The 19,073-nt window shown below is 42.3% G+C and carries 22 protein-coding genes; 13 read left to right on the top strand and 9 right to left on the bottom strand.

Translation table 11 applies throughout. The features are described 5' to 3' along the window. Positions 1-92 precede the first annotated feature (92 nt). The 9 genes from CPC19_RS03850 (at position 93) to CPC19_RS03810 (ending at position 7,165) form a co-directional block, all read left to right on the top strand. Positions 93-1,025 carry an ABC transporter ATP-binding protein gene (locus CPC19_RS03850; protein WP_015006596.1) on the top strand — a complete coding sequence of 311 codons (933 nt, stop codon included), beginning with the start codon at positions 93-95 and terminating at the stop codon, positions 1,023-1,025. Further along, positions 1,018-1,761, top strand: coding sequence for an ABC transporter permease subunit (locus CPC19_RS03845; protein ID WP_015006597.1), 744 nt, complete (start codon positions 1,018-1,020; stop codon positions 1,759-1,761). The genes CPC19_RS03850 and CPC19_RS03845 overlap by 8 nt, the downstream gene beginning before the upstream one ends. Next, positions 1,758-3,107, top strand: a complete 1,350-nt coding sequence (locus CPC19_RS03840) for a GldG family protein (protein WP_016390583.1) — start codon at positions 1,758-1,760, stop codon at positions 3,105-3,107. Before CPC19_RS03845 ends, CPC19_RS03840 begins: the two co-directional genes overlap by 4 nt. A 3-nt stretch (positions 3,108-3,110) precedes the next feature. Next, positions 3,111-3,968, top strand: a complete 858-nt coding sequence (locus CPC19_RS03835; RefSeq protein WP_035850860.1) for a DUF4340 domain-containing protein — start codon at positions 3,111-3,113, stop codon at positions 3,966-3,968. Continuing rightward, on the top strand, positions 3,961-4,776 hold the full coding sequence (gene mutM, locus CPC19_RS03830) for a bifunctional DNA-formamidopyrimidine glycosylase/DNA-(apurinic or apyrimidinic site) lyase (protein ID WP_016390581.1): 816 nt from the start codon (positions 3,961-3,963) through the stop codon (positions 4,774-4,776). The genes CPC19_RS03835 and mutM overlap by 8 nt, the downstream gene beginning before the upstream one ends. Before the next feature lie 98 nt (positions 4,777-4,874). Beyond that, a complete protein-coding gene (locus tag CPC19_RS03825; RefSeq protein WP_016390580.1) occupies positions 4,875-5,609 on the top strand; it encodes a DUF1538 domain-containing protein in 735 nt (244 codons plus the stop codon). Next, entirely contained in the window at positions 5,609-6,403 is a 795-nt protein-coding gene (locus CPC19_RS03820; RefSeq protein WP_015006602.1) for a DUF1538 domain-containing protein, read from the top strand. The genes CPC19_RS03825 and CPC19_RS03820 overlap by 1 nt, the downstream gene beginning before the upstream one ends. Position 6,404: 1 nt before the next feature. Beyond that, positions 6,405-6,755 carry a P-II family nitrogen regulator gene (locus CPC19_RS03815; RefSeq protein WP_015006603.1) on the top strand — a complete coding sequence of 117 codons (351 nt, stop codon included), beginning with the start codon at positions 6,405-6,407 and terminating at the stop codon, positions 6,753-6,755. Beyond that, positions 6,752-7,165, top strand: coding sequence for a CBS domain-containing protein (locus CPC19_RS03810; protein WP_015006604.1), 414 nt, complete (start codon positions 6,752-6,754; stop codon positions 7,163-7,165). The genes CPC19_RS03815 and CPC19_RS03810 overlap by 4 nt, the downstream gene beginning before the upstream one ends. A gap of 41 nt (positions 7,166-7,206) precedes the next feature. Here the strand turns inward: CPC19_RS03810 and ggt are convergent, their stop codons facing one another. Genes ggt through CPC19_RS03780 form a run of 6 tightly spaced genes read right to left on the bottom strand, consistent with a single transcriptional unit; the run spans position 7,207 to position 12,876 of the window. Then, positions 7,207-8,895 carry a gamma-glutamyltransferase gene (gene ggt / locus CPC19_RS03805; RefSeq protein WP_016390579.1) on the bottom strand — a complete coding sequence of 563 codons (1,689 nt, stop codon included), beginning with the start codon at positions 8,893-8,895 and terminating at the stop codon, positions 7,207-7,209. 4 nt (positions 8,896-8,899) lie between these two features. After that, positions 8,900-9,157 (bottom strand): YfhL family 4Fe-4S dicluster ferredoxin, encoded by a 258-nt coding sequence (locus CPC19_RS03800; protein ID WP_015006606.1) that lies wholly within the window; start codon positions 9,155-9,157, stop codon positions 8,900-8,902. 4 nt (positions 9,158-9,161) lie between these two features. Then, a complete protein-coding gene (coaD, locus tag CPC19_RS03795) occupies positions 9,162-9,641 on the bottom strand; it encodes a pantetheine-phosphate adenylyltransferase (RefSeq protein WP_016390578.1) in 480 nt (159 codons plus the stop codon). Continuing rightward, entirely contained in the window at positions 9,634-10,215 is a 582-nt protein-coding gene (rsmD, locus tag CPC19_RS03790; RefSeq protein WP_015006608.1) for a 16S rRNA (guanine(966)-N(2))-methyltransferase RsmD, read from the bottom strand. The genes coaD and rsmD overlap by 8 nt, the downstream gene beginning before the upstream one ends. Beyond that, positions 10,215-11,534 (bottom strand): pitrilysin family protein, encoded by a 1,320-nt coding sequence (locus CPC19_RS03785; protein ID WP_016390577.1) that lies wholly within the window; start codon positions 11,532-11,534, stop codon positions 10,215-10,217. The genes rsmD and CPC19_RS03785 overlap by 1 nt, the downstream gene beginning before the upstream one ends. Further along, the gene (locus CPC19_RS03780; protein WP_016390576.1) at positions 11,524-12,876 is read right to left on the bottom strand and encodes a pitrilysin family protein; all 1,353 of its coding nucleotides are present in this window, start codon (positions 12,874-12,876) and stop codon (positions 11,524-11,526) included. The genes CPC19_RS03785 and CPC19_RS03780 overlap by 11 nt, the downstream gene beginning before the upstream one ends. Before the next feature lie 76 nt (positions 12,877-12,952). Here CPC19_RS03780 and ftsY point away from each other — a divergent pair, with 76 nt between their 5' ends. From ftsY to rpoH, 4 genes are all read left to right on the top strand, one after another. Beyond that, a complete protein-coding gene (gene ftsY / locus CPC19_RS03775; RefSeq protein WP_016390575.1) occupies positions 12,953-13,951 on the top strand; it encodes a signal recognition particle-docking protein FtsY in 999 nt (332 codons plus the stop codon). A gap of 5 nt (positions 13,952-13,956) precedes the next feature. After that, entirely contained in the window at positions 13,957-14,619 is a 663-nt protein-coding gene (ftsE, locus tag CPC19_RS03770; protein WP_015006612.1) for a cell division ATP-binding protein FtsE, read from the top strand. Further along, positions 14,612-15,571 (top strand): permease-like cell division protein FtsX, encoded by a 960-nt coding sequence (ftsX, locus tag CPC19_RS03765; RefSeq protein WP_016390574.1) that lies wholly within the window; start codon positions 14,612-14,614, stop codon positions 15,569-15,571. Before ftsE ends, ftsX begins: the two co-directional genes overlap by 8 nt. A gap of 105 nt (positions 15,572-15,676) precedes the next feature. Next, positions 15,677-16,546, top strand: a complete 870-nt coding sequence (gene rpoH, locus CPC19_RS03760) for an RNA polymerase sigma factor RpoH (protein WP_015006614.1) — start codon at positions 15,677-15,679, stop codon at positions 16,544-16,546. Between the two features lie 22 nt (positions 16,547-16,568). Here rpoH and CPC19_RS03755 read toward each other — a convergent pair whose 3' ends face one another. From CPC19_RS03755 to CPC19_RS03745, 3 genes are all read right to left on the bottom strand, one after another. Continuing rightward, on the bottom strand, positions 16,569-17,093 hold the full coding sequence (locus CPC19_RS03755; RefSeq protein WP_016390573.1) for a TIGR02281 family clan AA aspartic protease: 525 nt from the start codon (positions 17,091-17,093) through the stop codon (positions 16,569-16,571). A 98-nt stretch (positions 17,094-17,191) separates the two neighbouring features. After that, the gene (cyoE, locus tag CPC19_RS03750) at positions 17,192-18,082 is read right to left on the bottom strand and encodes a heme o synthase (RefSeq protein WP_020932131.1); all 891 of its coding nucleotides are present in this window, start codon (positions 18,080-18,082) and stop codon (positions 17,192-17,194) included. A 14-nt stretch (positions 18,083-18,096) separates the two neighbouring features. Further along, positions 18,097-19,071, bottom strand: a complete 975-nt coding sequence (locus CPC19_RS03745) for a heme A synthase (RefSeq protein WP_016390571.1) — start codon at positions 19,069-19,071, stop codon at positions 18,097-18,099. Positions 19,072-19,073 lie beyond the last annotated feature (2 nt).

The raw sequence follows: 19,073 nt of genomic DNA, 5'->3' as shown, positions 1-19,073 counted from the left end.
TTTATCTGACCATCGTTGCTTGAAAGGAAGTCAGGCACATATTAGACTCCTTCGTTTAACCCCCTAAACTAAGATCACAGATACTAAATTTGATGAGCAGCCTAATAGAAGTTAACCATTTATCGCGTCAATTTGGTCACCATTGTGCTGTTGACGATGTAAGCTTTTCGCTTAATAAAGGCGAGGTTCTTGGCTTTTTGGGGCCAAATGGGGCTGGTAAATCAACCACCATGAAAATGATTTGTGGCAACTTAACACCCACCGTCGGTGAAATTAAAATTAATGGTTATGACATTATCGACCAACCCAAACTTGCCAAAGCTGAATTAGGGTTTTTGCCTGAAATACCCCCTGTTTATCCAGACCTGACGGTAGATGAATACCTGCGCTACTGCGCCAAACTGCACGGTTTACGTAAACACGCCATTAAACTCTCTGTAGAACGTGGAAAGCTAAAATGTGGTTTAAGCGACATGGGGCATCGTTTAATTGGCAATTTATCAAAGGGTTATCAACAACGCGTTGGTATTGCTCAAGCTATTTTACATAACCCATCGGTGATTATTTTAGACGAACCCACGGTTGGCCTAGACCCTATTCAAATTTTAGAAATTCGTGAACTCATTCGTGAACTTGGCAATGAACACAGTGTCATTTTATCCACTCATATACTGCCCGAGGTTCAGCATTCATGCAGTAGAGTACAAATCATTCATCACGGAAAACTGGTATTAAATGAGCCTGTTGAAGGCTTATCTCGCAGAATGACGTCTTCGAGCTTAATAGTGCGCTTTCGTCAACAACCGAACGAGGAAGTACTGCAAAACGTGCCCAACATAACAGCCCTTGAAGCCCTCGACACCGGGCAGTACCTGATTCAGCATACCCAAGGCACTAGTATCTCAGAAACAATAGTCGAGCTGTCGGTAACAAATAACTGGGGCTTGCTAGAGTTAACACCTCAGCAACACGATATGGAACAAATTTTCCTTTCACTCACTCAACATTCAAATAACCATGAATAGTTTCACGATTGCCAGCCGAGAACTGCGCAGTTTATTTCTGTCACCACTTGCGTGGACCATTCTCGGTGTTAGCCAGCTTATTTTGGCCTACATGTTTTTAACACAAATTGATTATTATTTAGCGATACAACCCAAACTTATTGGTATACCGGGTGCGCCTGGCGTAACCGATCTGATTGTCGCACCGCTGTTTGGTAATGCTGCTGTCATCTTGTTACTTATTATTCCACTGCTAACCATGCGAACCATCAGTGATGAACGCCGCAACAAAACCATTAGCTTGCTGTTTTCTGCTCCCGTCAGTCTAACTGAAATTGTGCTTGGTAAATTCCTTGCCATTTTTGCTTTCTTACTGATTATTCTTTTATCCATCACCCTAATGCCGCTCTCGTTATTGACTGTAGGCGAACTCGATATAGGCAAGCTTTTCGCCTGCCTGCTTGCCATGGTCTTACTGATGGCTTCGTTCAATGCGCTAGGGCTTTACATGTCTGCTATTGCCTCTCAACCAACGGTTGCAGCAATCGGAAGTTTTGGCGCTTTACTACTCTTATGGATTATTGATTGGGCTGGTAACAGCAGCAGTGTGCTTGAATATATTTCTATCATGCGACATTTCGAAAACTTACTACGCGGCTTAATACACTCGACTGATATTTTTTACTTTATTTTGTTTATAGCCGGGTTTTTAATTCTCAGCATTCGTCGATTAGATAACGACCGTTTACAAAAATGAAAATATCCCGCAAAGCACACCAATTTATTCGGCTGCAAAATGTCGTTTTCACACTTTTATTTCTTGGCGTACTTGGCCTACTCGCTTGGCTAAGCACACAATATACCGCCCAATTTGATTGGACAGCCAATAGTAGAAATTCGTTATCTACCCCGAGCATCCAATTACTGAAACAATTAACACACCCCATAGAGGTAGACGCGTACGCCACTGAAAATGATATTTTGCGCCAACAAATCTCTGAGCTTATCGATAAATACAGCCACCATAAAACAGATATTACATTAACCCTTATTAACCCCGATATACGCCCTGACCAAGCACGTGAAGAAGGTATCACCGCCGATGGTGAGTTAGTGATTCGCTATAACGGTAAACGCGAATCACTACAACAGTTAAACGAGCAAGCCTTTACCAATGCCCTACAAAGGCTTGCTAATAGTGATCAGCGTTGGGTTGTTTTTCTCACCGGGCACGGCGAGCGCAACCCAGCAGGTCATTCAAATTATGACTTTGGCCTATTCGCAAACGAATTAAAAAACAAAGGCATTAATAGCCAAACCATTAATCTAATGGATACGCCATCCATACCAAACAATACATCCTTGCTCGTCATCGCTGACCCACAGGTAAATTACCTAGCCGGAGAAATCGACGTGATAAAACAATATCTTGCTAAAGGTCGGGCATTATTATTGTTGGGCGAACCTAATCAATCCGAGCCTCTTAAGCCTTTAACTGAACTGTTAACGATTCAACTCTTGCCCGGCACTGTGGTCGACGCCACTACCCAAGTCTTTGGTATTGATGACCCAACCTTTGCCTTGGTCACCGCATACCCTAACCATTTAGCAACCAAACATTTAAAGGCTATGAGCTTGTTTCCAGGCGCCGCTGGGCTCAGTCTATTAGCTAACAGCCCTTATCAAGCCGCCCCCTTATTATCTACGCTGGAACGTTCATGGACAGAAACAGGTGATATTGAAGGGCAAATACAATTTGACCCCGATACGGATGAAAAGCAGGGGCCCATTACAATTGGTTATGCGCTGAATAAAAAAGATGACAATACCAAAGAGCAGCGCATTATTGTTTTGGGCGATGCGGATTTCTTATCCAATACTTTTCTTGGTAATGGCGCTAATTTAGACCTTGGTCTTAGCCTAATTCAATGGCTCAACCACGACGACTCCTTTATTGATATTCCTGCAAAAACAGCGCCCGATACCACACTAGAAATAAGCCAACAGTGGTCGCTTATTTTTGGTCTTGGGTTTTTGTTTCTGCTACCGGCCCTCTTTATCGTCAGTGGCCTGCTCATTTGGCTTAAACGCAAAAAACGTTAAGCTATGAAAAATCGTCTACTTATCAACTTGCTACTAATTACCTTAGTGGTCTGTCTAGGCATGATTGCGTGGCTAAAGCCCGGGCATGAAGCCCCTAAAAAAACCAACCTAGCTGGGTTAGACATCAACACTATTCAGCACATTAAGATCGAGCGAACAGCGGCTAATACCATCGAATTAAAGCGCCTACAAAACCAGTGGTACTTAACCCAGCCTGTCAACACACTAGCCTTAGCAGGCAAGGTAGAAAGGTTACTTAAAATATCTCAGATCAAACCAACCACTAGCTACCCATTAGAAAAACAGCCACTCAGTCAATTTGGCCTAGATACACCAACAGTTAAGGTCTCTTTTAACAAAAAAACACTCAATATTGGCAAAACAGAAAGCGTTCAATCACGTCGCTACGTCAGCAACGACACACAATTATTTTTATTAGATGACACTTTTTTACATCATCTAACCGCGCCTGTTGATGCTTATATTGACACTCGGCTGATACCCAATAACGGTCAGATTATTGGCTTAAAAACACCCGAGATAACGCTTCAACGACAAGAAGATAATACTTGGAAAAGTATCCAATCACCCACTGACGAGCTCTCATCAGACGCGGTTCAAATGCTTCTCGATGAATGGCGATTTGCCCGCGCTATTACTGTTACTACAAAATTCGACGCCACACCTACCGAGCAGATTATTATTTCTCTCTACGAGCAGCCAAACTTGATCTTTCATTTAATAAAGCAAAAAGACAGCGTCTTGCTAGTCTCCAATGATAAAAAACTTGCATATCAGTTTAGTGATACAAAATATAAGAAAATGACAACTCTACCGAGATTGGAGACACCCGATGCCTGAGTTACCAGAAGTCGAAACGACTCGTCGCGGAATTGCCCCTCATATTGAAGGCAAACAAGTTTCACAGGTCATTGTCCGACAAGCAAAATTACGTTGGCCCGTTAGCCCAGAAGTTTCCACCTTATTACCGGGTCTTTGCATTAACCATGTTAAACGTCGTGCAAAATACCTATTGCTTGAAACCGATAAGGGCACGTTAATTATCCACCTGGGCATGTCGGGTAGTTTACGCATCGTTCAGGCTTCAACGACACCAGAAAAACACGAACATATTGACATTATTTTTAGTAATAACACCTGCTTGCGCTATAAAGATCCGCGCCGTTTCGGTTCGCTGTTATGGTCAACAGATGTCATTGAAAATCACAAATTAATACAACACCTTGGGCCAGAGCCTTTATCCGACGCATTTAATATTGACGATTTTTACCCAAAGGCTCAATTAAAAAAAACACCCATTAAAAGTTTTATTATGGATGGGCAAGTCGTTGTCGGCGTTGGTAATATTTATGCTAGCGAAGCATTATTTCAGGCAGGCATTCACCCTAAACGTGCCGCTAATAAAGTTTCTAAAAAGCGCTTGATTAACCTCGTTTTTGCCATTAAAAAAATCCTAGCGCAAGCTATACAACAAGGCGGCACAACGTTAAAAGATTTTGTTAACAGTGACGGCAACCCTGGTTATTTTCAACAAACACTTAATGTTTACGGGCAAAAAGACAAACCTTGTCCAAGGTGCAAAACACCCATTAAACAAATCATTATTGCTCAACGATCGACCTTTTACTGCACCCACTGCCAACGTTAAATACTTGACGAGCTAACGCCTGCCAATAACGTTTTTTAATTCTTTATTAGGCATACCCTCCTAATTCCTATAGAGTTATAGCTCTAAAGGGAGTTTGCTTGTTTCAGTTAAAAAATAAATTCATTCAACAGTTATTCGGCAGTTTTATGGACCTGCTGCCAATTTTTTCAGTGGTTCTTTTTTTTCAGTTATTTATTCTGCGCCAACCCATCCCCAATATAGCGGATATAGCTATTGGTACAGCTTTTGTTGTACTCGGCTTAACGCTGTTTATTCAAGGTCTTGAAAAAAGCCTATTCCCCATTGGTGAGACCATGGCCTATGCGTTTGCTAAGAAAGGTAGCTTATTGTGGTTACTAGTCTTTGCCTTTTCATTAGGCTTTGGCACCACTGCAGCCGAACCCGCCTTAATTGCTGTTGCCGACGAAGCAGCACGTATTGCAGCGGAAGGTGGCATGATCGAGAAAACTAACAAAGCAAAAGAATCTTATGCTTTTGGTCTTCGGTTTACCGTTGCCTTCTCTGTGGGCTTTGCCATTTTGTTAGGGGTACTAAGAATTATTCGTGGCTGGCCTCTGCATTATTTGATTATTCCAGGCTATATCGGCGTTGTGGTGATGACTTTTTTTGCACCCGAATCAATTATCGGTATTGCCTACGATTCAGGTGGCGTTACTACGTCTACTATCACAGTCCCCTTGGTAACCACTCTCGGCGTTGGCTTAGCCTCAGCCATTCAGGGCCGCAATCCAATGACTGACGGTTTTGGCTTAATTGCCTTTGCATCACTCACCCCGATGATTTTTGTGATGGCATACGGGGTCATTTTATAATGATATTGCTGGCGGAATTGTGGAGCACTTTCTTAAGTACCTTACGTGATGTCGCGCCAATTATTTTTGTTATCCTTTTCTTTCAATTGGTCATTATCCGACGACCATTTAGTCATTTGAATAACTTAATAACCGGAATGGTTTACGTAGTTCTAGGGATGACTTTCTTTCTTGTGGGTTTAGACAAAGCCCTTTTTCCATTAGGCACCAGCATGGCCGAACAATTAACCAGCCCAGACTTCATCAACCCAACAACCGATCAACGTATTTCTATTGCTTGGCAAGACTATTATTGGGTTTATATTTTCGGGGGCTGTATTGGCTTTGCTACAACATTAGCAGAACCTGCTCTTATTGCTGTTGCTATCAAAGCTCAACAAATTTCTGGTGGTACTATTAAAGCTTGGTACCTAAGGTTGGCTGTGTCTATTGGTGTTGCAGTTGGTATTTCACTAGGGACATTTCGAATTGTAAGCGGCATTGATTTATATATGTTTATTATTGCTGGCTACGTCGTTGTCATTATCCAGACTATTTTTTCACCAAAACTCATCATTGGCCTTGCTTATGATTCAGGTGGCGTTACCACATCAACCGTCACCGTACCGTTAGTTACCGCATTAGGTATCGGTTTAGCTTCAAGCATTCCTGGCCGAAACCCATTGATGGATGGTTTTGGCCTTATTGCCTTTGCCAGCCTGTTTCCCATCATGGCTGTGTTAGCCTACGCACAATTTGCTGAGTGGGTAAATCATCGCGCACAACTTAAACAAGCAGACCAAATAGGAGAATAAAATGCACTTTAAACTCATTATCGTCTTTGTTGATGACAACAAAACTGACAAAGTCCTTAAAGCGGCTAGAGAAGTAGGCGCCACCGGCGCTACTATTATCAATAATGCACGCGGCGAAGGTATTAAACAGCAAAAAACATTCTTGGGTCTAAATTTAGATACTCAACGAGATGTTTTGCTTTTCTTGGTCGAAGAACATTTAAGTCGAAAAATTATCGAAGAGGTATCACGAGCGGGTTTATTCGATGAAGAACCGGGCAGCGGCATCGCCTTACAAATAGATGTTGAAGATGCTATTGGCGTGCTACATCAAGCAAAAAAAATTACCCAATCAATAGAGACAGAACTATGAATGATGCAAAACTTATCACCGTACGCGATGTGATGAAGACCGAGTTTTATATGATTGATGGAACAGCCACCATCACAGAAGCTATTAGAATGATGAAAAAAAATAAAACCTCGGTTTTATTTGTCGATAAATTTCACGAACATGATGAGTATGGCGTGATTAATGCGGGCATTATTGCAAGACTTGTTTTAGCAAAAGATAGAGCACCCGACCGTGTCAATGTATACGAAATAAATGAAAAGCCACTCATTAACGCACACCCCGACATGGATATTCGTTACTGTTCTCGTTTATTTGCGCGCTATAATTTGATGCGAGCACCGGTTATGGAACAAGGCAAAATTATTGGTGTTGTCAGTCCTATTCAGCTAGTGCTTGATGGTTTATGTGAAATTACTGGCATTTGTTAATTAACCGTATAAAAAGCTCATCAAAAACGCAGCAACGCGATTTATTTTGCTGTGCTTAAAGGTACTGACTCAACAATAGCTGCCCCAGATCCTCTACGGTCACTGGCGGCAACAAGTTTATTAGACTTTTTATCCCACAAGACTGCGTGCATATTGCCATAATGCCTTCCAACAGACTTTAGTTTGTGGCCTTTTTCGGTCAACTCCAGCAAAGTTTCTGCTTTAAAAGTATCTGGCTCATGTTGAATAACATCCGGTAAGTATTGATGATGATAACGTGGCAAGTTGACCCAAGATTCAGGACTATGTCCTTGCTCGGCATCCAAAATACCCAATAACACCATACTAATAATTCGGCTGCCTCCTGGTGTACCCAAAACGCCCACTTTTTCCTCTGTTTCAATAAAAGTTGGAGACATGCTCGATAACATTCGCTTACCTGCTGCGATTGCATTTGCCTCTCCGCCCACCAAGCCGTATACATTTGGCGTGCCTGGCTTAATAGAAAAATCATCCATTTCATCATTCAACAAAACACCCGTCCCTTGAGGCACAAATCCAGAACCAAATGGGTAATTAATCGATAAAGTTGCCGCCACACGGTTACCCCTTTTATCGATCACAGAGAAATGCGTTGTATCATGTCCTTCAATTTCGTTTAAACCACTAATGTGTTGACTGGGTGTAACCTCATCTAGCCTTAAATCTTTAGAGATAGTATGGGCATACGACTTTTCACTCAGCTCACTTACTGGCACGCTGACAAAATCACTATCGCCCATGTGTAATGCACGATCACGGTACGCTCGTTTCATTGCTTCAACCACAACATGAATTCGTGTGGCTTCGTCCATCGTTGACAAGTCATATTGTTCTAAAATATTTAGCGCAATAGACAACACCAATCCACCCGATGAGGGCAAAGCAGCACTGCTCACCTTGATATTTTTATAATGCGCAACCACCGGCAAACGCTCTTTCACTGTGTATCGAGCCAAATCCTCTTTGGTCCATATGCCCCCAGCTTGTTGCACACCTTTTACTAACTTATCTGCAAGCTCTCCATTATAAAACCCATCAAAACCTTGTGTTGCCAATAACTGCAAAGTATTAGCTAAATCGTTTTGTATAATGTTTGTGCCCAAGGCAGGTACCTTTCCATCACTTAGGAAAATAGCCTTCGCAGAGTCATTTGACGCTAAAACCGCCTGACGAAATTTAGCCAATCGCTGGTAATGCTCGTTAACTAAAAAACCGTCTTTAGCCAGCTTTATCGCCGGCTGCAAACTATCCGACAGTGCTAATACTCCATAATGCTTTGCTAAATGATCTAAAGCAGCTGGTAAACCCGGAATACCGGCAGCTAATGCCCCATCGACCGAGGCATTCTTAATTGGCTCACCCTGACTGTCTAAATACATATCACGTGTGGCGGCCAAAGGCGCTACTTCACGCCCATCTATCATCACTTGTTTACCATCATGTTGGCGATGTAATAACCAAAATCCACCACCACCCAGTCCAGAACCGAAGGGTTCGACAACTGCCAATGCTGCACTAACGGCAATGGCTGCATCAAAAGCATTACCTCCTTGGTTGAGCACACTAAGTCCTGCTTGAGTTGCCGCCGGGTGTGCACTTGCTACTGCTTGTTGATGCAGCTGTGTGGCAGGGTTTGCATACGCTGTTATTGCAAATAAAATACTGGTGAAAAAAAGAATTTTTTTCATTTTTTTAATCCTCATTTGTCGCCATTAATTGCTGATATTTCAATAAAAGCTGATCGTTAGTTTCTTCGTTATTCGGATCTTTTGGTATACATTCAACGGGGCAGACTTCCACACACTGAGGCGTATCAAAATGCCCGACACACTCTGTACAAAGGTGAGAGTGTATTTCGTAAATTTCTTCGCCCATAAAAATCGCATCATTCGGGCATTCAGGTTCACAAACATCACAGTTGATGCACTCATCGGTAATAATTAATGACATTTTTCTAATTCACCTTAGCTAAAATAGCTTTTTCAATCTCACGCGGAACAAAATCACTGACCTGCCCACCAAGCCGTGCAATATCGCGTACCAAGGTTGAGGAAACATCACACCAGTCAGGGTCGGTTGTTAAAAATACCGTTTCTAATGCTGGCATCATTTTTTTATTCATACCTGCCATTTGTGATTCATATTCAAAATCCGCAATGCTGCGAATGCCTCTAACAACAATATTGGCTTTATGTTCTTTTGCTAAATCAACCAGCAGGCCATCAAAAAACACCACATCAATATTGTCATATTCACATAATGCTTGTTTTGCCATATCCAAACGTTCTTGGCTTTCAAATAAAGGTGACTTACCTGCACTTTTTGCAACCGCCACCACTATCGTATCGAATAATTTGCTGGCTCGCTGGATACTATTAATGTGTCCATTTGTCATCGGATCAAACGTTCCAGGATAAATTGCTTTTTTAATCATTTGCTTCTCGGTGATATAGGTAATAGGCCACTTGACCTGTTTTTTTTTGTCGGTGCTCAGTCCAGTTTTTTGGCAGAAAATCTAAATTTAGCGCGTTTTCGCATTCCAAATAAATAACAGCATCATCCGATAAGCAGCCACTTTCTTCAAGCCGTTTCACGCATTCACTAAGTTCACCTTGCTTAAACGGTGGGTCAAGAAAAACAACATCAAATAGCGCATCTGTTTGTTTACGCTTATCGTTTAAAACATCCAACGCCATTCGTTGCATTAATTGAATATTATCTGCTTTTATCAGTTCTTTATTCGTCCTTAGTGCCTTTATTGCCTTAATATCTTTTTCCACCATTAAAACAGAACGCGCACCACGCGATGCCGCCTCAAACCCTAATGCACCACTACCTGCATATAAATCTAAACAATTAGCTTGCGGTAAGTAAGGTTGCAACCAGTTAAATAGCGTTTCACGAATTGGGTCTGTAGTTGGACGCAAACCGTCAATACTAGGAAATTCGAGTTTACGCCCTCGCCATTGTCCACCAATGATACGAACACGGTTTCCCTTAGCAGCCATTAATCTTTTTGTACGACAGATTGGCCAGCAGTTACCATGACCATTTTTTCCATCTTCAGATGTCTTTGGAAAGCTTGTTTTATTTGCTGCTGTGTGACCGCTTCTATTTTCTGCATATAGCTATTTAAATAATTTAAGGGTGCACCACTAACAACGATTCTCACCACATTTCCTAACAATTTTTTATTGCTGTCTAACTTAAGCGCGAAGCCCCCTATGATATTTTTCTTAGCGGCCATTAGCTCTTCATCTGTTGGTCCGTCCTGTATAAAAGTTCGCAACGTTTGTTTAACAGCCATTGACGCTTCCTTTGCTTTTTCATTACGTGTCTGTAGGCCCATTACAAATGGCCCCTTTTGAATCATCGGGTGAAAATAACTGTAGGCACTGTAGGCCAGCCCTCTTTCTTCACGAATTTCTTTAACAATGCGTGAGCTAAACCCGCTGCCACCGAGAATATGGTTACCCACATACAATGGAAAGTAGTCTGGATCATTATGTTGTAATACCGGCAAACCATACAGTAAGTGCGTCTGCTCAGATGGATATTCTAGATGAATAACCTTACCTTTTTGCGGCGTCAGCACCGCTTCAATCGGCGCCGCTTTTTTACCCGCTAACAAATCAACCACCAACTCCTCCACCATGCGTTCGGCCTGATCACGCGAAATACCGCCGACTAAAACAACCGCAAGGTTATTGGCTACATAATACTGCTGATAAAACTGCTTTAAGTCGTTAACTTGAATCTCTTTCACCGTATTTTCGACACCTTGTATTGCATGCGAATAAGGGTGGTCTTTATATATTTCTTGGTAGAGCGCCAATTGCCCCAATACTCCCGGTGACTCTTGGCGCTGCTTAATCCCCAGTAATGTACGTGCCTTAATTCGATTAAAGTCCTGCAGAGGAAAGTTCGGTTTGCTTAATACTGCTTTCAATAACCGCCACGAGGTTTGTAGCGCTTTTTCATCTGTTAAGCTTCGGTAACTAATTGTTGTTAAGTCACGCGATGTTGATGCGCTGAGTTGCGCCCCAACACTGTCTAGTCGCTCTGCAATATCTTGCGCATTAAGCCCCGCTGCACCTTGAGTCAGTAAAGCACTGGTTAACGCTGCCACGCCATTTTTATCTCCGTCCGCTGAACTGCCTGCCCGCAAGACTAGTTGTGCGTCTAAAATTGGCAACCCTTCAGTTGGCACAAAATATACCTGAACGCCGTTATTTGTTTGCCAATGTTGAATACTTGGAAGAGCCAGCGATAACGGGCTGAGTAACAACAGAACACTGCTGACTATAACCTTTATTTTAATTTTCATTAGCGTCCCCCATCGGCAGCATATGAACGACTGTTAAATGATCTTCAATCAAATATTGTTGTGCAACGGCACGAACCTGCTCAGCCGTCACAGCGTTTACTTTTTCAACATAATCATGCGCTTTTTGCCAACCAACACCTACAGTTTCAAGCATACCCAACTGCATCGCCTGATAAAAATTGGAATCTTTTTCATACACCGATGCCGCTATCACTTGCGCTTTAACCCTGTTCAATTCTTTTTCCTCAATTAAATCCGTTTGCAAGTTTGCTATTTGCTCCACTAAGGCCTCCTCAAGCTGTTGAATGCTTTTGTCTGCAGCCGGCGCACCATCAAACAAAAACAATGTCGGTAGCCGAGCATTCATGTCGTACCCTGCACTGGCACTGGAGGCAACTTGAGAACCCCGTACTAAATTTGAGGGCAATCGTGCGCTACTACCGCCGCTTAAAATACCGGATAACACCTCTAATGCGTACACATCCTCTTCATTCTGCACAGTGTTGAGCACAGGTACTTTGTAGCCCATCAATAAATAAGGGACTTTAGCATTCTGCTTCACAATACTACGTCGCACACCCACCTGTGGCACTTCTGTTCTTTTTTTAACCGGCTTAAACGCGACCGCAGGAATAGGCTCAAAATATTGTTCTGCCAACTGAAAGACCTGCTCATGCTGAACATCACCGACAACCACCAGTGTTGCGTTATTTGGCGAATACCACTGTTTATACCAAACCGCTAAATCCTCTAGTTCCATATCTTTTAAGTCCTGCATCCAACCAATGATAGGGTTTCGATAGGGACTACTGGTGTAAGCCAGTGCTTTAAAGTATTCGTACGCCTGACCTCGTGGTTTATCTTCAGTACGCATACGGCGCTCTTCCATAACCACTTGCAGCTCTTTGCTGAACTCCTTTTCTTGCAACTTTAAATTTTGCATCCGTTCTGCCTCAAGCCGCAGACTTACCTCAAGGCGTGAGGCCTCCATGGTTTGAAAATACGCCGTATAATCAGCACCGGTAAACGCGTTTTCACGACCGCCATTTTCAGCAATTATTTTAGAGAACTCACCCGGCTCTAGGTTTTCTGTTCCTTGAAACATCATATGTTCTAGTACGTGCGATACACCGGTAATACCATCATGTTCGTAACTGGCCCCGACTTTATACCAAATTTGCGACACCATAACGGGTGCTCGCCGATCTTCTTTAACCAACACTTTTAAGCCATTTTTTAGCACTTTTTCGTGTACCATATCAGGCAGAGTTTCTGGCGAAGCAAAACTGTTCAGCGAATAAACGATATTCAGAATAAAAAGTGCCACAAATAACTTCTTCATTTAGTTCTCACTTAACTTTAAAACGAATTTAGAATAGGGATTTTACGATAAAGTTCCCACCAATAGACACAATATCATGTTTGGATTTGGCAAAAAGAAAGATACCGACACAACTAAGCAGCCGCCTGTCGAAGAACCTAAAGAAGGTTTTTTTGGCCGCTTAAAAAACCAGTTAACAAAAACACGCAGCGGATTGACCGGTGGTTTAGGTAATTTATTTTTAGGGAAAAAACAAATCGACGACGATTTGTTTGAAGAATTAGAAATGTTACTGCTAACAGCTGATGTCGGCATTGAAGCCACTCAACACATCATTTCAAATTTAACTCAGCGAGTTGCGCGCAAGCAGCTAGCCGACCCACAGGCTCTCACCCAAGCACTTCAAGAAGAGATGCTATCGATCCTTGAGCCAAACCAACAAGCTTTAACCATTCCTGACAGTGACGGCCCTTTCGTTATCTTAGTGGTCGGCGTTAATGGCATGGGTAAAACGACGACCATTGGTAAACTGGCTAAACGTTTACAAGCCGAGGGCAAAAGTGTCATGTTAGCGGCTGGCGATACATTTAGGGCCGCTGCGATTGAACAATTACAAGAATGGGGGAAGCGTAACGACGTTGAGGTTGTTGCTCAACATACTGGGGCTGACTCTGCTTCGGTTATTTACGATGCCTTTGAGAAGGCAAAAGCGCGCAACATTGACGTCTTACTGGCAGACACTGCTGGCCGCCTACATACCCAAACAAACCTAATGAATGAGTTAAGCAAAATCAACCGTGTTATTAAAAAACTGGATGACAGCGCGCCACACGAAACCATGCTGGTTCTTGATGCAGGCACCGGACAAAATGCCCTCGCCCAAGCTAAGAATTTTGATAAAGCCACCCCACTAACTAGCATCACTCTTACGAAATTGGACGGCACCGCAAAAGGTGGTATTATTTTCGCCATTGCCAATCAATTCAAACTACCCATTCGTTTTATTGGTATTGGTGAAGGCATCAATGACCTACGTCCTTTTGATGCCGCCGAGTTCACCACGGCTCTATTTGAAAAATCTGAAACTGACCATTAGCGCTCATGCTTCAATTTATCAACGTCAGCAAACGTTACCCTGGTGGTGCCGATGCGCTTAAAAACGTTAATTTCGAGTTAGAAAAAGGCGAAATGGCCTTTCTTACCGGCCACTCTGGCGCGGGTAAAAGCACCTTGCTAAAACTTATCGCGATTCTTGAACGTAGCACGCAAGGTCAAGTGATGCTCGACAACCAAAACATTGGCCGCCTTTCCAAACGGCTTGTTCCCTATGCTCGGCGTAAAATTGGCATGATATTTCAAGATCATCGTTTACTGCATGACCGTACCGTCTTTGATAATGTCGCCTTACCTTTAATTATTGCTGGACTGGATCGTCATGAAATTCAACGCCGTGTTCGCGCAGCGTTAGATAAAGTCAATTTACTTGGAAAAGAAAAGCGCTACCCCATCACTTTGTCTGGCGGTGAGCAACAACGTATTGGTATTGCACGGGCAGTTGTTAATAGGCCGCCAATGATTTTAGCCGATGAACCAACAGGAAACTTAGACCCTGCTTTATCCGAAGAAATAATGCAATTGTTTGAACAGTTTAACCAAGTGGGCGTGACTGTACTGGTCGCAACTCATGATATTGCCCTTATTGAACGCATGAATTATCGAACATTAGTACTTTCTCAAGGTGAAATAGTGAGCAATCATGGCTAGTCGTCGACAAAACGTACAAAGACCTACTAGTCTATTTAGTTTACGTGCTTACGTGCTAATTCACTTGCATACTTTTTTTGCCAGCCTTGGTCGTTTTTCAAGAGCACCCTTTAACTTTATGATGACGGTCAGCGTCATTGCCATAACATTATCCCTGCCGTCCGGTTTATTAGTTTCTATTAACAACCTTCAATCACTTAGCGGGCAAATTGACTTAAACAACAATATTTCATTATTTCTTGATCAGTCGGTCAACCTTGAGCAAGCGTCCAAACTCAGTCAGGCACTACATGAACATGATCAGATCACCCAATCACTTTTAATTAGTAAGCAAGCAGCTCTAGAAGAGTTTCAGCAATATAGCGGATTTGGTTCAGCCATTAGCGCACTTGCCAGCAATCCATTACCGCATGTTATCCAAATCACCCCTATTATTCAGCTAAACAACCGTGAGGCACTAGAGGCCCTGGTTAATGAACTTAAACAACGAGCCGATATCGAACTGGTCCAACTGGATATGGGCTGGCTCGACCGGTTAAATGGCATCCTCAACATAGCCCAGCGTGGTGTTAGCATTATCACTGTATTACTGGGTTTTGCTGTACTCTTAATCGTTAGCAATACTATTCGATTAGAACTGCAACACCGTCGTGATGAAATTGACATCACTCGACTAGTGGGTGCAACACGCAGTTTTATTATGCGCCCATTTATCTATAGTGGTTTTTGGTATGGTTTTCTGGGTGGTATTTTCGCTTGTTTGCTGGTTAATTTATCTGTGTGGCTAATTGATGGTCCCACCAGTTCTTTATCTGCTTTATATAATAGCTCGTTCAGCCTTAGCTTTATGCCTTTAGGGCATGCTATTTTATGGGTTATCTTCTCTATCAGCCTTGGTATTATTGGTTCATGGCTGGTTGTTAGTCGATACTTATCAGAACTAGAAAACTGAGTATCATAAAGCCTTTAAATTGCTTTATAAAATGAACCTTTGTTATACTTGCTGGTCTTATATTGTGAGTGTTAAGTTATTCAAGCACACAAAAGGAGGGATAGTATGACTCATGCTTTAGCATTACCTAATCAATTATCAGCTGGATCTTTAGATGCTTATATAGCCTCTGTTTCCTCTGCGCCTGCGTTAACGGTAGAGCAAGAAAGAGATTTAGCAAATCGTTTACGAAATGAAAATGATTTAGAAGCTGCTCGCATGCTCGTTTTATCTCATATGCGTTATGTTATCCATATTGCCAAAAGCTATAGTGGCTATGGCCTTGCACTGCCAGATCTCATTCAAGAAGGTAGCATTGGCTTAATGAAAGCCGTTAAACGCTTTGACCCTGACATGGGGGTTCGTCTTGTCTCGTATGCCGTACACTGGATTAAATCTGAAATTCATGAATTTGTAATCAAAAACTGGCGTATTGTTAAAATTGCGACGACAAAAGCTCAGCGCAAACTGTTCTTCAACTTAAGAAAGCACAAAAAGAACCTAGCATGGCTAGACGAAAATGAAGCCGACGCTATTGCAAATGACCTAGGTGTCGATAAATCTGCCGTTTACGAAATGGAAAAGCGTTTGAGCAATTTTGATATGGCTTTTGACGGTCATCAAGATGACAACACAGAATCAGACGAATTGATTCATACGCCTGCGACATTTGTGACTAAAGAAGAACACGACCCTGCTACTTTACTAGAAACATACAACGAAGAGGCTCACGATGCTTCTCGCTTAAATACTGCCCTTAGCAACCTTGACGATAGAAGTCGATCAATTTTAGCAGAGCGCTGGTTAAGCGAAAAGAAATCAACTTTGCATGAGTTAGCAGATAAATATCAAGTCTCTGCTGAACGTATTCGTCAATTAGAAAAAAATGCGATGAATAAGGTAAAGCAAGAATTAATTGAGTATAGAGCCTCTTAAAACCGCCTAAAGCCCAAGAATATCACCTTGGCTTTAGGCGTAGAGTCAGCTGTTTCCCGACTTGTATCATCTCGACCTGCTTTAAAAAACTCATCCCTAATAAAACAACCTCACCATCCATATGTGGGTTGATATGTGCCGCAACATTTTTTAGTTCAATCGACCCAAGGCTAACCGACTCAAGCGTAACCCGATACACCACAATATCACCATTGGCGGTTCGCGTTCTTTGCGGGTAACCTTCAGGCAATCGTATCTGTTTAGCAACTTTAGCGGGAACACTGATATTGGTCGCTCCAGTATCCAAAACAAACATAACCCAATGACCATTCAATTTGCCATTCGCTACATAATGACCTTGTTTATTTTGTTGTAACGTTACCTCAGCCACACCATCCAAGTCATAGATAACATCAGGGCGCTCGTTGGGGTTCGCTTGCAAGTCAAGGTATCGATCGAAGCCTATCACTAACATGGCTAAAAGGCCCAACCATGTTATCCAGACCATTATTTTTGAAAGCTTAGTATTCGGTTCTACACTTTTCATTAGCAAATATTACACACACTTACGTCTTACCGCATTATGACAGGTAGTTATTTAACTCGCTGTATGTGTAACGGTATTAAATATTTTGCCTATTTAAATCAAAGATAATGATCGATAAGTAAGGCGGCGAATAACAGCATTAAATATAAAATTGAGTATTTAAATGCTTTCATTGCAATAATGTCATCAGCTGTTTTCTTAAGCAGCACCGCATAATATAAAAAACCGAAACCTAAGCCGATAGCACTAACCAAATAGAGCATGCCACTCATGCCTGTCAAATACGGCAATAAACTCACTAATATTAATAAAACCGTATAAAAAACAATGTGTAACCTAGTAAATTCGGCGCCATGAGTCACCGGTAACATCGGAATATCTGCTTTAGCGTATTCCTCTCTTCGCGCAACAGCCAGTGCCCAAAAATGTGGCGGCGTCCAAATAAAAATAATTAGGAATAACAATAAAGCATGTGGGTCAATTGTCGATGTAACCGCACTCCAGCCCAATACAGGAGGCGCTGCACCCGCAGCACCACCAATAACAATGTTTTGCGGTGTAGCATGCTTCAAATAAACGGTATAAATAACTGCATAACCAATTAATGAAAGAAAGGTTAAAAAGGCCGTTAACTCATTTACCAGAAAGATTAGCACTAGCATTGCAATAGCACCAATCGTAAAGGCAAATCCAAGCACCTGTGTACCGTTCAAATCCCCATGTGGTAATGGTCGCCCTTTTGTACGAGCCATTTTGGCATCAAATTTCTGATCTAGGTAATGGTTAATCGCTGCTGCTGAAGATGCTGCCAAACCAATTCCAATCGTGCCGAATACCAATGGTTGCCAAGGCACCATGCCCGGCACTGCTAAAAACATTCCAACCACTGCTGTAAAAATAATCAGCAGGACTACCTTAGGCTTACATAATTCGTAATAGCTTTTCCAACTAATAGTGTTAGTGGAATCATTAATCATCTGTTCACTCAAAATATAACCCTAAATTATAGTACTGGCTTACCAAGCCTAAATCTTACATACACTACACTTAATAAAAGTAATGCTGCTACTGCATTATGCGCGACAGCAACGTGTAGAGGCAAATTTAGCAACACATTTAATATGCCCAGCATTACTTGCATAAATAATAGAGCACCAAGCATTATTGCTTCTTTGACGGCACTTAAACGGATCAGTAAATATATCAAGAAACTAAATAATATAGTCGTTATTAAGGCGCCTATACGATGCACCCAGTGTATAGCTGCACGCGCTTCATTACTTAACACACCAAACTCATAGTCCACACCTAAGCCACGCCATAACACAAACCCTTCTTTATAATCCACAGCTGGGGTCCAGCTAGTACCAAAGCATGTCGGAAAGTCTGGGCAAGCCAACGCTGCGTAGTTTGTACTTGTCCAGCCGCCTAAGGCAATTTGCACGACTAGTACTAACAGAGCAACTGATGTAACACCCCTGACAGTGTTTTTTTTGTCTGTCTGTGCTAACCGTTTTGTCTGAATACGCAGCAACAGCAACAATAACAAACTAAGTGTTGCTAACCCACCGAGCAAATGACTCATAACAATCGCCGGTTTAACCAACAAAGTTACTGTCCACATTCCAAGCGCCCCTTGAAACATAACTAACAATAATAATAACGTCGTTAAGCCTCGCTGACCAAGCTCTGGTTGCCTCCAAGCCATAATCGTTAATATTAGTATGACAAGACCTAGGCCACTAGCAAAATAACGGTGTATCATTTCCTTCCACGCTTTAGATACCTCTAGAGGGCGCTCAGGGTAATGCTCAGCGGCATGCGCAACACCTTCATGCGATTCGTCGACAATGAGGCTTCCGTAGCAACCAGGCCAGTCTGGGCAACCTAGCCCTGCATCTGATAAGCGAACATATGCGCCCAATACAACGACAAACAAGGCCAAGAGTATTGCAAAAATAGTTAAGTTTCTGAACATGT

This window comes from Cycloclasticus sp. PY97N (assembly GCF_002443175.1).
Taxonomy (GTDB): Bacteria; Pseudomonadota; Gammaproteobacteria; order Methylococcales; family Cycloclasticaceae; genus Cycloclasticus; species Cycloclasticus pugetii.
This window is presented reverse-complemented; position numbering and strand designations above follow the sequence as displayed.